The 13,997-nt window shown below is 61.8% G+C and carries 13 protein-coding genes; 3 read left to right on the forward strand and 10 right to left on the reverse strand.

Annotated features, from left to right (window positions below):
- The first annotated feature begins 133 nt into the window (after positions 1-133).
- Positions 134-709 carry a polyhydroxyalkanoate synthesis repressor PhaR gene (phaR, locus tag AC1D3C_RS26755; RefSeq protein WP_038546804.1) on the forward strand — a complete coding sequence of 192 codons (576 nt, stop codon included), beginning with the start codon at positions 134-136 and terminating at the stop codon, positions 707-709.
- A 12-nt stretch (positions 710-721) separates the two neighbouring features.
- Here the strand turns inward: phaR and AC1D3C_RS26760 are convergent, their stop codons facing one another.
- The 4 genes from AC1D3C_RS26760 to mtgA form a co-directional block, all read right to left on the reverse strand.
- A complete protein-coding gene (locus AC1D3C_RS26760) occupies positions 722-1,129 on the reverse strand; it encodes a hypothetical protein (protein ID WP_477485003.1) in 408 nt (135 codons plus the stop codon).
- Positions 1,130-1,267: 138 nt separating this feature from the next.
- Positions 1,268-1,453 (reverse strand): 50S ribosomal protein L32, encoded by a 186-nt coding sequence (gene rpmF, locus AC1D3C_RS26765; protein WP_038546808.1) that lies wholly within the window; start codon positions 1,451-1,453, stop codon positions 1,268-1,270.
- Between the two features lie 147 nt (positions 1,454-1,600).
- Complete coding sequence (locus tag AC1D3C_RS26770) at positions 1,601-2,248, reverse strand: glutathione S-transferase family protein (RefSeq protein WP_477485004.1); 648 nt, start codon at positions 2,246-2,248, stop codon at positions 1,601-1,603.
- A gap of 72 nt (positions 2,249-2,320) precedes the next feature.
- Entirely contained in the window at positions 2,321-3,067 is a 747-nt protein-coding gene (mtgA, locus tag AC1D3C_RS26775) for a monofunctional biosynthetic peptidoglycan transglycosylase (protein WP_477485005.1), read from the reverse strand.
- A 130-nt stretch (positions 3,068-3,197) separates the two neighbouring features.
- Between mtgA and AC1D3C_RS26780 the strand changes: the two genes are divergently transcribed.
- Both AC1D3C_RS26780 and AC1D3C_RS26785 read left to right on the forward strand, forming a co-directional pair.
- On the forward strand, positions 3,198-4,112 hold the full coding sequence (locus tag AC1D3C_RS26780; protein WP_477485006.1) for a polyprenyl synthetase family protein: 915 nt from the start codon (positions 3,198-3,200) through the stop codon (positions 4,110-4,112).
- Positions 4,113-4,131: 19 nt separating this feature from the next.
- Complete coding sequence (locus AC1D3C_RS26785; RefSeq protein ID WP_477485007.1) at positions 4,132-4,773, forward strand: LysE family translocator; 642 nt, start codon at positions 4,132-4,134, stop codon at positions 4,771-4,773.
- Positions 4,774-4,802: 29 nt separating this feature from the next.
- Here AC1D3C_RS26785 and AC1D3C_RS26790 read toward each other — a convergent pair whose 3' ends face one another.
- The 6 genes from AC1D3C_RS26790 to AC1D3C_RS26815 all read right to left on the reverse strand — a co-directional run bounded on the left by AC1D3C_RS26790 (position 4,803) and on the right by AC1D3C_RS26815 (position 13,847).
- Positions 4,803-5,462 (reverse strand): YiaD family glycine zipper/OmpA-like lipoprotein, encoded by a 660-nt coding sequence (locus tag AC1D3C_RS26790; RefSeq protein WP_477485008.1) that lies wholly within the window; start codon positions 5,460-5,462, stop codon positions 4,803-4,805.
- A gap of 164 nt (positions 5,463-5,626) precedes the next feature.
- Positions 5,627-6,691, reverse strand: coding sequence for a histidinol-phosphate transaminase (gene hisC / locus AC1D3C_RS26795; protein WP_477485009.1), 1,065 nt, complete (start codon positions 6,689-6,691; stop codon positions 5,627-5,629).
- 3 nt (positions 6,692-6,694) lie between these two features.
- Positions 6,695-7,945, reverse strand: a complete 1,251-nt coding sequence (gene ispG / locus AC1D3C_RS26800) for a flavodoxin-dependent (E)-4-hydroxy-3-methylbut-2-enyl-diphosphate synthase (protein WP_477485010.1) — start codon at positions 7,943-7,945, stop codon at positions 6,695-6,697.
- Between the two features lie 126 nt (positions 7,946-8,071).
- The gene (locus AC1D3C_RS26805) at positions 8,072-9,262 is read right to left on the reverse strand and encodes an MFS transporter (RefSeq protein WP_477485011.1); all 1,191 of its coding nucleotides are present in this window, start codon (positions 9,260-9,262) and stop codon (positions 8,072-8,074) included.
- Positions 9,263-9,514: 252 nt separating this feature from the next.
- On the reverse strand, positions 9,515-12,976 hold the full coding sequence (gene pyc / locus AC1D3C_RS26810; RefSeq protein WP_477485012.1) for a pyruvate carboxylase: 3,462 nt from the start codon (positions 12,974-12,976) through the stop codon (positions 9,515-9,517).
- 130 nt (positions 12,977-13,106) lie between these two features.
- On the reverse strand, positions 13,107-13,847 hold the full coding sequence (locus AC1D3C_RS26815) for a LuxR family transcriptional regulator (protein WP_477485013.1): 741 nt from the start codon (positions 13,845-13,847) through the stop codon (positions 13,107-13,109).
- Positions 13,848-13,997 lie beyond the last annotated feature (150 nt).

Genomic DNA, 13,997 nt, shown 5'->3' on the forward strand with positions numbered 1-13,997 from the left:
TGCTGCGCAACAAAGCAATCACCGCGCCGCACAAATCGTTTGTAAGTCCTCGTCATTTAGGCTTACATTCCTGTTGGGAGAAGCATGCCAATCGATAATGACCAAACCATATTGACGGGAGCAGGAGGCAATCATGGCGAAGACCGAAGGCGAAATCATAATCAAGAAATATGCCAACAGGCGCCTCTACAACACAGGCACCAGCACTTACGTGACGCTGGAAGACCTGGCGAAGATGGTGAAGAAGGGCGAGGAATTCACCGTTCAGGACGCCAAGAGCGGCGACGATATTACCCATTCGGTTCTGACGCAGATCATCTTCGAGCAGGAGTCCAAGACCGGCAACACGCTGCTGCCGATTTCCTTCCTGCGGCAGCTGATTTCCTATTACGGCGACCAGATGCAGATGGTGGTTCCGACCTTCCTCGAACACTCGATGAAGGCTTTTACGGACCAGCAGGTTCAGATGCGCGAACAGATGACGCGTGCTTTCGGCGATACGCCGCTCAGCAAGAACCTGCAGATGCCGATCCAGATGATGGAAGAACAGGTGCGCCGCAACACGGACATGTTCCGCCAGGCCATGCAGATGTTCTCGCCGTTTGCGGGGCAGCCCCAGGCGCCTGCCGCCAAGAAGACCGACGCCAAGGATATCGACGAGTTGAAGGAACAGCTCCGCAACCTGCAGAGCCGCCTCGATAATCTCTGACCTGAAGGGCGCCTAGAGCCCGATCGACACGTCGCGGCCGGCCGAGCGGATTGCTACCGCAAAGCCGCCGATGACGTCGACGAAAGTGATCGTCATCAGGATGAAGAAGATCTGCGTCGCGGCATCCCGCACCAGCAGGAATTCCACCAGATAGGCGATGAAGACCAGCATCGACAGCATGTGGTTGATCAAAGAACCGCGGCCGTTGCGGCTTGCTTTGAGGATTTCCACGAACAGGAAGACCAGCGAGATGACGATGATCACGTCGCCGAGCGTCATGGTCCAGACGGCACCTGAGAGCATCTGAAGCGAGCTGATGACGTTGCCGAGCGACGCGACCCCGCCGCCACCCAGAATGCCAAGCATGGCGAGATTGTAGAGAATGAACGGGATGATCATCAGCGGCAATGCGGCAAGCATGGTCTCGGACTCCAGTCGACGTGGCCGGACTGTACGTGCTTGCCCTGCTTTCGCAAGTCTTCGCGCAACAAAACAAGTCTTCGCGCAACAAAAAAGGCCGGCAGAGCCGGCCTTCGATGCAATAGAACCTAGGAACGCTTATGCGCTTTCCTTCGGCGTCAGAACCTGGCGACCGCGATACATGCCGGTCTTCAGATCGACATGGTGCGGACGGCGCAGTTCGCCGGAGTTCTTGTCTTCGATATAGGTCGGAGCCTTGAGTGCGTCTGCGGAGCGGCGCATACCGCGCTTCGACGGGCTCGTTTTTCTCTTCGGTACAGCCATTTTGATTACTCCACTTGCGTGCAAAACATAATCCCCGGCCGGAACTGAGGCCGATTGGACATGTCTCGATCTCGGAAATTTGGGCGGCTTATACATGCCCCCCAGGGCTTTGACCAGTCCCCAAGCCTATTTTTTCGGAATTCCCGCTCAAACTTCGTCTTCCGGCACGATCCAGGTTTCGGCAAGGGCTGCGTCCTGCCACTTGAGCCAAGCCGGATGCGATTTCATTGCCGCGATATAGGCGAGCGTTTCCGGATCCGTCGTGAGATCGTAGACGTCAAAACGGCTGACGACAGGCGCGAACATCGCATCCGCTCCGGAGAATTCGCCGAACAGGAAGGGGCCGCCGGATTTTGCCCGGAGCTCGCGCCAGATCGTCTCGATGCGAGCGACATCGTCCATCACGCCGTCGGCGACAGCGAGCCTCGCCTTCGGACGGCGCATGTTCATCGGACAGGCGTTGCGCAGCGCGCCGAAGCCGGAAATCATCTCCGTCGAGACGGAACGCGCCACCGCGCGGTCGGCGGCAGCCTTCGGCCAGATGCCCTTGTCCGGGAAAAGCTCGGCGGCGTATTCGATGATCGAAAGCGATTCCCAAACGCAAATATCGCCTTGATGCAGCACCGGCACCTTGCCGGTCGGTGAGATCGGCTTGAATTTCGGATTGCCGGCCGGGAAATCGAAGGGGATCAGCACTTCCTCGAAGGGAATACCGGCTGCCGTCAGCGCGATCCAGGGGCGGAAGGACCAGGAGGAATAATTCTTGTTGCCGATATAAAGGATAAGCTTTTCCACGGGTCACTCTCCGGTTGGTTTATGAGCCTCATAATGGCCTTGCCGGAAGACGACCAATGAAATCGATAGACCTCAATCATAAATGCATTTGATGTAATCGCCGGATCCCCGCGCCCGGCGCTCGACGAGCACGGCCAGTTGCTGAACGCCGCGGCTCGGTTTGCTGGCGACCCGCGTGATCGGATTGGGAAGTGCTACGGCCAGAAGTGCCGCCTGCCGGGCGCTCAGTTTCGAGGCCGGCACCTTGAAATGATATTGCGCCGCTGCCTCCGCGCCATAGATACCCGGCCCCCATTCGGCGATATTGAGATAAATCTCCATCATCCGACGTTTCGACCAGACGAGGTCTGCGCCGAGCGCCAGCGGCAGCTCCAGCCCCTTTCGGATGAACGAGCGGCCGTTCCAGAGGAACAGGTTCTTGGCGGTCTGCATCGGAATGGTGCTGGCGCCCCGCGTCGCCTCACCGTCGAGGGCATCCTCGACCACGCCGCGCATCTGGTTCCAGTCGACGCCACCATGAAAACAGAACTGGCCGTCTTCCGACATCATCACCGAACGGACGAGATTGGGCGAGATCTGGTCGAGGCTCACCCAGCGCCGGTCGTATCCACGAAACAGCGCCAGTTCCGACAGCATTAGCGTCGAAACGGGGCGGGTGAACGGAAGCATGTAAACGAAGATCAGTAGATAGGGCGTGAGCACCAGCGCGATCGCGATCAGCACGATCCGGCGGATCAGATTGCCCGAAACCGGGCGCCGTCTCCAGCCGGCCCTCACGGGCTCCTCCTCCTGCACCTGCTGTTCGGGTGTGAAGTCCAATATCCCACTCGTCCCTCGTTTTGAGTTTCATAACCGCTCAACGTGGCCAAGGCGAGTCCGGCGCCGAAAACTTCGCATGTCTGGGTGAATCGCCGTTGCCAGCCAACCATCGGCATGCCAAACAGCGGCCATGACGGACGCGAAAACGGCATTCGAAACACGCCTGCGGCAGAGCGCCGCCGAGACGGGAGCGCTGCTTTCGTCTCTCCTGTCCGATACCCCTCTTTCCGACGAGACGACCCGCCCGGCGCATCTGATGGCCGCCATGCGGCATGGATCGCTGAACGGCGGGAAGCGGCTGAGGCCCTTTCTCGTCCGCGAGAGCGCGGCCCTGCTTGGCGGCCCCGCCGATGCGGCACTTCGGGTCGGCGTTGCGCTCGAATGCCTGCATTGTTATTCGTTGATCCACGACGACCTGCCTGCCATGGACGACGACGACCTGCGCCGTGGCCAGCCGACCGTCCACAAGGCTTTTGACGAAGCGACCGCCATCCTTGCCGGCGACAGCCTGCTGACCTATGCCTTCGACATCATCGCCGCGCCGGAAACCCCGCTGGCCGACCGGCTGAAAACGGAACTCGTGCTGTCGCTTGCCCGCGCCGCAGGTCCCGGCGGCATGGCGGGTGGCCAGGCGCTCGATCTCGCCGCGGAAAAATCGCCGCCCGACGAGGCCGGGATCACCACATTGCAGGCGATGAAAACAGGTGCGCTGCTGCGGTTTGCCTGCGAGGCGGGCGCGATCGTCGCCGGCTCTGAGCCGGAACATCGCCAGCGGCTGCGGCTGTTCGGCCAGAAGATCGGCCTTGCCTTCCAACTCGCCGACGATCTGCTCGACCTGACTTCGGATGCCGAAACCATGGGCAAGGCGACCGGAAAGGACGCCGGCCGCGGCAAGGGCACCCTCGTCGCCCTGCATGGCATCGGCTGGGCGGAGGACCGGCTGGATGCTTTGACGGCCGAAGCCGTGGAACTGCTTGCGCCCTACGGCGAAAAGGCGTCCGTTCTGCAGGAGACGGCGCGCTTCATCGCCAGCCGGGAAAACTAAACAGGGATAGGAAACGAGAATGCCGGACGCCCTCAGCTATCTGCCCTACATGTGGCCGGCCTACGTCGCCTATGTCATCAACGTCGCGAGCCCCGGCCCGGCCAATTTCGCGATCATCGGCACCTCGATCTCCCAAGGCCGCCGCGCCGGCCTGATCACCGCGCTCGGCATCGCCAGCGGTTCGCTCACCTGGGCGACGGCGGCAGCTCTCGGTCTCGCGGCCTTGCTGCGCAACTATGCGATCGCGCTGGAGATCATGAAGGTCCTTGGCGGCATCTACCTGATCTATCTGGCCTGGAAGGCCTACAAATCCGCGCGCCTGCCGGATTCCAAGGTCGCTCTCGGCAATGCGAAAACCAACTACACCGCCCGCCAGCTCTGGCTGCGCGGCTACGCGGTCCACGTCACCAATCCGAAGGCTATCTTTGCATGGCTGGCGATCATTTCGCTCGGCCTGCCGGAAAATGCGCCGACCTCGGCGATCCTTTTGATCATCGGCGTCTGCATGAGCTCGAGCCTGCTGATCTTCACGACCTATGCGATGGTGTTTTCGACATCCCATGCGCTGCGCGGCTACAAGGCCGCACGACGCTGGGTCGAAGGCACGATGGCGGTTTTCTATAGCGTCGCCGGCCTGAAGCTGCTGACGAGCCGCATCTGAGCGGCTCGCCTTTCATCAGACTTTTATGATCAGCCCTGGGTGATCGGCGCGATTGCCACTTCGACGCGGCGGTTCTGGGCGCGGCCGTCCGAGGTCGCGTTGGTGGCAACCGGCTGCGACGGCCCGAAGCCCATCGTCGACATGCGACGCTGGTCCACACCACGGCTGCCGAGATAGTTCGCGACGGAAGCGGCACGGCGTTCCGAAAGCGCCTGGTTATGCTGCAGGCTGCCGGTCGAGTCCGTATGGCCGTTGACGTCGATCAGAGTGCGGTTGAACTTGTTCAGCACGATCGCGACGGAATCCAGCGTCCGGTAGAACGGCGGGATGACCTGGTCCTGATCCGTGGCAAATGTGATGTTCGACGGCATGTTGAGGATGATGCGGTCGCCGACGCGAGTCACGGAAACACCGGTGCCCTGCAGCTGGGCGCGCAGTTCCGCTTCCTGATTGTCCATGTAGGCGCCGATGCCGCCACCGGCGAGCGCGCCGATACCGGCACCGATCAGCGCATTGCGGCCCGCATGGCGTCCGCCGGTCAAGCCGCCGGCAAGTGCGCCAAGGCCGGCACCTATGGCGGCGCCGCCAGTGGTGTTGGAAATCTTCTGTTCCCCAGTATAGGGGTCGGTCGTGGTGCAGGCGGAAAGATAGGTCGCGCAAAGTGCGACGATTGCAATTTTCTTGAGCATGTAAATCGATGTCCCCGTCGTCAGTGGTGCAACCTCATTTACCATGAATTGCGGCAATAGCGAGGAGGCCGGCATATCTTCGTCATTGACCACAAGGACGGCCGGAACCGGGCCGATCAAGACACTCCGCAAAGAGATCCGATGCAGCGAAAGAAGAGCCGCGATCAGCCGGCGGCGGGCAGGGTCTTCAAGACGTCCAGCAGCCGGTCACATTCGGCATCCGTGCCGATCGAGATGCGCAGATAGTCGTTTATGCGCGGCTTGTTCCAGTGGCGCACCAGCACGCCCTGCGCCCGCAAGGCCGAATAGACTGCGGCGCCCGATAGAGCCGGATGCCTGGCGAAGATGAAGTTCGCCTGCGACGGCAGTACATCGAAACCCATCGCCTGCAATTCGCCGCTGACGCGGTCGCGCGTCGCGATGATCTTCTGCCGGCAGGTCTCGAACCATTCGGCATCCTCGATCGCAGCCGTCGCGGCAACCTGCGCCAGGCGGTCGAGCGGGTAGGAATTGAAGCTGTCCTTCACCCGTTCCAGGGCATCGATCAGATGCCGCTGGCCGAGCGCAAAACCGACGCGCATCCCCGCCAATGAGCGGGATTTCGACAGCGTCTGGATGACGAGGAGATTTGGATAGCGGGCAATCAGGCCGGCAGCCGTCTCGCCCCCGAAATCGATATAGGCCTCGTCCACCACGACCGGCAAGTCGAGATGCGCGGCAACCAGCGCCTCGATCTCCGAGAGAGCCAGGCCGATTCCGGTCGGTGCATTCGGGTTCGGAATGATGATCGCGCCACAGGGCCGGTCGTAGTCGGCAAGCAGGACCCGGAAGCCCTCATCGAGCGGGATCTCGACGACGTCGATATCGTAGAGCCGGCTATAGGTCGGATAGAAGCTGTAAGTGATGTCCGGATAGAGCAGCGGCTTGTCATGCTTCAAGAGCGCCTGGAACGTGTGCGCCAGCACCTCGTCCGAACCGTTGCCGATAAAGACCTGATCCGCCTGCACGCCGAAACGTGCAGCGATCGCTTCGCGCAATGCCGTCGCCGACGGATCGGGATAAAGCCGCAGGGCATCATCCGCCGCCGCCTGGACTGCGGCGATGGCCTTCGGAGAGGGCCCGTAGGGGTTCTCGTTGGTATTCAGCTTTACGAGGTTCTGGATGCGCGGCTGCTCGCCCGCGACATAGGGCGAAAGCCGGCTGACGATCGGCGACCAGTATCGGCTCATGGTTTATTCGACAGCCGTGCGCTGGCCAAAACGCTGCTCGATATAGTCGATGACGAGCTTCTCGAAATCGGCGGCGATGTTCACGCCGCGCAGGGTCAGCGCCTTCTTGCCGTCGATGAACACAGGCGCAGCCGGCGTTTCCCCGGTCCCCGGCAACGAAATGCCGATATCGGCATGTTTGCTCTCGCCCGGACCGTTGACGATGCAGCCCATGACCGCGACGTTGAGCGCTTCGACGCCCGGATATTTCTCGCGCCAGACCGGCATGTTCTTGCGCAGGTCGTTCTGGATGTTCTGGGCAAGCTCCTGGAACACCGTCGAGGTCGTCCGCCCGCAGCCCGGACAGGCGGCGACGACGGGAACGAACTGGCGAAAACCCATGACCTGCAGCAGTTCCTGCGCCACCTGCACTTCGCGGGTACGGTCGCCGTTCGGCTCCGGCGTCAGCGAAACGCGGATCGTGTCGCCGATCCCGTGCTGCAGCACGTAACCCATGGCCGCCGACGAGGCGACGATGCCCTTGGAGCCCATGCCGGCTTCGGTGAGGCCGAGATGCAGCGCGTGGTTGGAGCGCTCTGTGAGCATGGAATAGACGGCGATCAGGTCCTGCACCTGGCTGACCTTGGCCGACAGGATGATGCGGTTGCGCGGCAGGCCGATCTGCTCGGCAAGCTCGGCGGAAATCAACGCAGACTGGACGATCGCCTCATGCATGACCTGGCGGGCTGACAGCGGCGAACCGTCTGCCGCGTTGCGGTCCATCAGCGTGGTCAGCAGGTCCTGGTCGAGCGAACCCCAGTTGACGCCGATACGGACAGGCTTGTCGTAGCGGATCGCCATCTCGATGATGTCGGCGAACTGCTTGTCCTTCTTGTCCTTGAAACCGACATTGCCGGGATTGATGCGATATTTCGCCAGCGCCTCGGCGCAGGCCGGATGGTCGGCGAGCAGCTTATGGCCGATATAATGGAAGTCGCCGATCAGCGGCACGTCCATGCCGAGACGCAGCAGCCGCTCGCGGATTTTTGGCACCGCGGCGGCACTCTCGTCGCGGTCGACGGTGATGCGCACCAGCTCGGAGCCTGCCTTGTGGAGCGCCGCGACCTGGGCGACCGTTGCGTCGATATCGGCGGTATCGGTATTGGTCATCGACTGCACGACGACAGGCGCACCTCCGCCGACGATGACGCCGCCGACATCGACGGCGACCGTGGCGCGGCGCGGTTTCGGATCGTAATCGATGGGTGCGGTCATCGGAAGTCTCGTCGCCTTGGGAATGAAGCGTCTTTCAGGTGGCGTATGGCTTGCGGCTTGTCAACCGCTGCGACACTCACTTTATCGCACCGGCCTTTCCCGTTCCAGCCCGGCAGGCTGACGGACCTAATGATGCGCCGTGTCGGCATGTCTGGCCAAGGGCGAGAGGACCAGCACCACGATGATGAGCGCCGAAAGCCCGGCAAAGATCGCCGCCAGCCCCGTGTGTTCGGCGATGAAGCCGATCGCCGATGGAGCGACCAGGATGCCGGAATAGCCCATGGTCGTGACCACCGAGAGGCCGACGCCGGCCGCCATTCCCGGCAGGTTGCCGGCTGCCGAAAACGCGATCGGCACGATATTGGAAATGCCGATGCCCGTCAGCGCAAAACCGGCGATCGCCATCGGCGCATTCTGGGCAAAGCCGATCAGCAGCAGGCCGAAGATCGAGATGACGGCGCAGACCCGCAGCGTCTTCACAGCGCCAAAACGGTCGCGGATCAGGTCGCCGGCAAAACGCATCGCAGCCATGGTGAGCGAGAACGCGGCGAACGCGAAGCCGGAGAGCGTGACCGAAGCCGCCAACTCGTTACGGAGGTAAAGCGCGCCCCAATCGAGGATCGCGCCTTCGGGGATCATGCAGAACAGCGCCATGATGCCGATCAGCCATGGCAGCGGCGAAAGCGGCAGGCGGCTTCCGCCGTGCTTGGCTTCGTCCGGATGCGGCGCATCATGCAAAACGGTCGGCCAGGCAGCAATGATCATCACCGCGGCCAGCACCGTGACCAGGATGGCATGCGCGGAAACGCCGATATGTTCGATCAGGAAACCGCCCGTCGACGAGCCGATCAAACCGCCGAGGCTCCAGAAGGCGTGGCAGGACGACATGATCGCCCGGCGCATGCTTTTCTCGACCGATACGGCATTGGCATTCATCGCCACGTCCATGGCCCCGATCAAGCCGCCGAACAGGAAGATTGCCACGGCCCCTGACCAGATGCTGCCAACCCAGGTAAGAAGGAGCAATGTCGGCGTCAAAAGCACCGAGGTGTATTTGGAGACCTGGCTCGATCCGAAGCGGGCGATCTGGCTGCCGGCAAGCGGCATCATCAGCAGCGATCCGAGACCGAACGTCAGGATCATCAGCCCTAGCGAGCTTTCGCTCAAGCCCAGGCGGCTCGCAAATTCCGGGATTTTCGGTGCCCAGGCGCCGATCATGAAGCCGTTCATCAGGAAGAGCAGCGACACGCCCGCCCTTTCGCGGGTAAAGAAAGCTCGGGAGCTGGAGGAAGCGTTTGAGGGTGCGCGACTGTCCATGGATAGGTTCCTTTCGATCGTCGCGAACATATTTAAATCGATTGAATTTGCAACGCCGCGAAGAAACCCTCCCTCTCACAAATTGTATCGAGGCGAAACCTGCAACGCGGAAAAAATGTCCGCGGCCGTGCCCTGTCGTCGCGAGCCAGCGCGAGACATCGGCGCAATCCTGAACGATTGCGTCGGCCTCGCGATCATTTTGGACGAAGGGCTCGGCCGGAAAGTCCGGGCCCTGGGGTAAGGCGGCTGAGTTCAGCCGCCATAAACGATCAGCAGATCCTTGGCGTCGATCTGGTCGCCGGCCTTGACGAGGACTTCGGCCACGGTGCCGTCTTTTTCCGCATGCAGCGCGGTTTCCATCTTCATCGCCTCGATGGAGAGCAGCACGTCGCCGGCTTTCACGGCTTGGCCGGTCGTCGCGAAGACGCGAGAGATGACACCGGGCATCGGCGCGCCGAGATGAGCGGCATTGCCGATGTCGGCCTTGCGGCGCACCGCACTGCCGGAAGCCCCATGCGCCCTGTCCGGCACCTTGATGCGGCGCGGCTGGCCGTTGAGTTCGAARAACACTGTGACCATGCCCTGCGCATCCGTGCCGCTCATCGCCTGGTTGACGACAACAAGCGTCTTGCCTCGCTCGATGTCGGCGAACAGTTCCTCGCCGTCCTTCAGCCCGTAGAAATAGGCATGCGTCGGCAGTACCGAGACCGGGCCGTAAGTGTCCGAAGCCAGCGCGAAGTCGGTGAACACCTTCGGATACATCAGGTAGGAGGCAAACTCGAAGTCGTCGATCTTGCGTTCCAGCTTGTCCTCGATGACCTTGCGCTCCGCAGCAAGATCAGCAGGCGGCAGAAGCGAACCGGGCACCGCCGTGTAGGGCGCCTCGCCCTTCAGCGCCTTTTTCTGCAGCGCCTGCGGCCAGCCGCCGGGAGGCTGGCCGAGATCGCCCTTCAGCATCGATACGACCGAATCCGGGAAAGCAATATCCTTCGCCGGGTTTTCGACGTCGGCGACGGTGAGGTCCTGGGAGACCATCATCAGCGCCATGTCGCCGACCACCTTGGAGGACGGCGTCACCTTGACGATGTCGCCGAACATCTGGTTCACGTCCGCATAGGTCTGGGCGACCTTGTGCCAGCGGGTTTCAAGCCCGAGCGAGCGGGCCTGTTCCTTGAGGTTGGTGAACTGGCCGCCCGGCATCTCGTGCAGATAGACTTCCGAGGCCGGCCCCTTGAGGTCGCTTTCGAAGGCCGCATATTGGCCGCGCACCGCTTCCCAATAGAAGGAGATGCGGCGGATCCATTCCGGATCAAGGCCCGGGTCGCGCTCGGAACCGGACAGGGCCTCGACGATCGAGCCGAGGCAGGGCTGCGAGGTATTGCCGGACACCGCATCCATTGCCGCATCGACCGCGTCGACGCCCGCGTCCACCGCAGCAAGCACGGTCGCGGCCGAGATGCCGGACGTGTCGTGGGTGTGGAAATGGATCGGCAACGAGGTCGCCTCGCGCAGCGCCTTGAACAGCACCCGCGCGGCAGCCGGCTTCAAGAGGCCGGCCATGTCCTTCAGCGCGATGATATGGGCGCCCGCCTTCTCCAGCTCTTCGGCCAGCGAGACGTAATATTTGAGGTCGTATTTGGGGCGCGCGGAGTTCAGGAGGTCGCCCGTATAGCAGATCGCCGCCTCGCAGAGCCTATTCTCTTCGTTGATCGCATCCATCGAGACGCGCATGTTCTCAACCCAGTTGAGGCAGTCGAAGACACGGAAGAGGTCGATGCCGCCCCTGGCGGCCTGGGCGACGAAAAATTTGACGACGTTGTCGGGATAGTTCTTGTAGCCAACCCCGTTGGCGCCGCGCAAAAGCATCTGCAGCAGCAGGTTCGGCGCATCCTCGCGGATCATTGCCAGGCGTTCCCACGGGTCTTCGGTGAGGAAGCGCATGGAAACGTCGAAGGTCGCGCCGCCCCAGCATTCGAGCGAGAACAGGTTCGGCAGCGCCCGCGCATAGACGCCGGCGACCCGCGCGATGTCATAGGTGCGCATGCGGGTGGCCAGCAGCGACTGATGACCGTCGCGCATCGTGGTGTCGGTCATCAGCACGCGCTTTTCGTTGCGCATCCATTCGCCGAACTTTTTCGGCCCGAGCGTGTCGAGAAGCTGCTTGGTCCCGTCCGGGACCGGGCCGTTGATATAGGGCAGCACCGGTTTGGCGCTATGTTCGGATGGCACCGGCCGGCCTTTGGTTTCCGGATGGCCGTTGACGGTGACGTCGGCGAGGTAGGTCAAGAGCTTGGTGGCGCGGTCCTGCCGCTTCACCTGCTCGAACAGTTCCGGCGTCGTATCGATGAACCGCGTCGTATAGGTGTTGTCGCGGAATTTCGGGTGGCCGATGATTGCTTCGAGGAAGGTGAGATTGGTCGCCACGCCGCGGATGCGGAATTCGCGCAGAGCACGATCCATCCGGCTGATCGCTTCCTGCGGCGTCGAGCCGGCGGCCGTCACCTTGACCAGCAGCGGATCGTAATAGCGGGTGATCACCGCGCCCGAATAGGCCGTGCCGCCGTCGAGGCGGATGCCGAAACCGGCCGCCGAACGGTAGGCGGTGATGCGGCCGTAATCCGGGATGAAATTATGTTCCGGATCCTCGGTGGTGATCCGGCATTGCAGCGCGTGGCCGTGGAGACGGATGTCAGCTTGAGCCGGCACACCGGATTCGGGCGTGCCGATCGCAAAACCTTCGAGGATATGGATCTGCGCCTTGACGATGTCGATGCCGGTGACGACTTCGGTCACCGTGTGTTCGACCTGAATGCGCGGGTTCACCTCGATGAAGTAGAATTTGCCGGTATCGGCATCCATCAGGTACTCGACCGTGCCGGCACCGACATAATTGGTCGCCGCCGCGATCTTCAGCGAATAGGCGGCAAGCTCCGCCCGCTGCTCTTCCGAAAGATAGGGTGCCGGGGCGCGTTCGACGACCTTCTGGTTGCGGCGCTGGATCGAACAATCGCGCTCGAAGAGGTGCACGACGTTGCCGTGCGTATCGCCGAGCACCTGGCTCTCCACGTGGCGGGCACGCTCGACCAGCTTTTCGAGATAGACTTCGTCCTTGCCGAAGGCGGCCATCGCCTCGCGCTTGGCTTCCACGACTTCCTTGGCGAGATCCTTCGGATCGCGGATGGCGCGCATGCCGCGCCCGCCGCCGCCCCAGGACGCCTTCAGCATCACCGGATAACCGATCTCCTCGGCCATCTTCGCAACGACCGCCATATCGTCCGGCAGCGGCTCCGTTGCCGGCACCACCGGCACGCCGACCGAGATGGCGAGATTGCGGGCCGCAACCTTGTTGCCGAGCTGGCGCATTGTATCCGGCCGCGGGCCGATGAAGATGATGCCTGCCTCGTTGCACGCCTCGACGAATTCCGGGCTTTCCGACAAAAGGCCGTATCCCGGATGGATGGCATCGGCGCCGGAAAGCTTGGCGACGCGGATGACTTCCGGAATGGACAGATAGCTCTCGATCGGCCCCATATCCTTGGAAAGATGCGGGCCGCGACCGACCTGATAACTCTCGTCGGCCTTGAACCGATGCAGCGAGAGCTTGTCCTCCTCCGCCCAGATCGCAACGGTTTTGATGCCAAGCTCGTTGGCGGCACGGAAGACGCGAATGGCGATCTCCGAACGATTGGCAACCAGTATCTTCGAAATCGACAAGACGGATCTCCCCACGCGCCATCGAGAAAAATGCTGCACTGCAAAGAAATCAGTATCGTCTTAATCAAGCAAGCGCAATTTATCGGAAGGCCGGATGACAAATTTATGTCGGACGAATGGGGGCTGGTTTCTAGGTGACGAGACCGAGGCGGAACGTCGAAGCGACGACATGCTGGCGGTTCTTGGCGCGCAGCTTCTCCTGAAGCCCGTTGATGTACCAGTCGACCGTGTGGCTGGAGATATCGAGCGACTTTGCAATCTCGTTGGAGGTCAGGCCCTCGGCCAGCAGCACGATGACTTCCATCTCGCGGCGGGTAAGCTGGGTATCGACTTTTGCGACAGCTTCCAGTTCTTCTGCCTGCCCGCGCAGCTCCAGAAAGCGCCAGAACGTCCTCTTGGCGGCGGCATCGAACAGCGCCGTTTCAGCGGGCGAAAGATCGACGGGGCGCCCGCCGATGGTCATGTTGCCGAGCAAGCCGTTGCGGCCATGGATCGGAAACATATAGCCGTCCTGAAGACCGTAACGTATCCCCTCCTGCATCATCCGCTGCATGCGCTGCCGGTGCGGATCGTTGCGGAGCCTGAGGACTGCGTCCCGCCAGCGGAAGTGTCTTTGCCCGATGCTGAGCATCCGGATGGTCGGGTCGACCAGCACGTATTTGCGGCTCTCGTAGATTTCCTGCCAACCTTCCGGCCAGCGTTCGGCGAGGGACAAGCCTGCCGGCCCCTGGTGAGAGCGTGGCCGGATAACCAGTCCGTAATATTCGAAGCCATAGGCTTTCAGCAGAGATTCGAGCTGAGCCGTCAGCTCCGCCTCGGTCTTGACTTCCCCGACGAGTACCAAGAGTTGCACGACCAGCTGAATGTTCACGACTTGCTCCCGCCGCGCTCTTTCCGGGCGCTTCTTTTCTTTGTATTAAATTTCAGTGACTTCCCTTATTCACAATCGATTAGCATAGTTATCATTCGTTGAAGGTATACCGCGAAATCTAGCCCTTGACGGCTTTCTGTGAGAAGCTGT

It is taken from the genome of Neorhizobium sp. P1_A6 (assembly GCF_056406795.1).

Excerpts from the sequence above, each read along its gene's own strand:
- phaR (WP_038546804.1), top strand. The coding sequence starts at position 134 with ATGGCGAAGACCGAAGGCGAAATCATAATCAAGAAATATGCCAACAGG.
- AC1D3C_RS26785 (WP_477485007.1), top strand. The coding sequence starts at position 4,132 with ATGCCGGACGCCCTCAGCTATCTGCCCTACATGTGGCCGGCCTACGTC.
- AC1D3C_RS26780 (WP_477485006.1), top strand. The coding sequence starts at position 3,198 with ATGACGGACGCGAAAACGGCATTCGAAACACGCCTGCGGCAGAGCGCC.
- AC1D3C_RS26760 (WP_477485003.1), bottom strand. The coding sequence starts at position 1,129 with ATGCTTGCCGCATTGCCGCTGATGATCATCCCGTTCATTCTCTACAAT.
- AC1D3C_RS26790 (WP_477485008.1), bottom strand. The coding sequence starts at position 5,462 with ATGCTCAAGAAAATTGCAATCGTCGCACTTTGCGCGACCTATCTTTCC.
- rpmF (WP_038546808.1), bottom strand. The coding sequence starts at position 1,453 with ATGGCTGTACCGAAGAGAAAAACGAGCCCGTCGAAGCGCGGTATGCGC.
- hisC (WP_477485009.1), bottom strand. The coding sequence starts at position 6,691 with ATGAGCCGATACTGGTCGCCGATCGTCAGCCGGCTTTCGCCCTATGTC.
- AC1D3C_RS26805 (WP_477485011.1), bottom strand. The coding sequence starts at position 9,262 with ATGGACAGTCGCGCACCCTCAAACGCTTCCTCCAGCTCCCGAGCTTTC.
- ispG (WP_477485010.1), bottom strand. The coding sequence starts at position 7,945 with ATGACCGCACCCATCGATTACGATCCGAAACCGCGCCGCGCCACGGTC.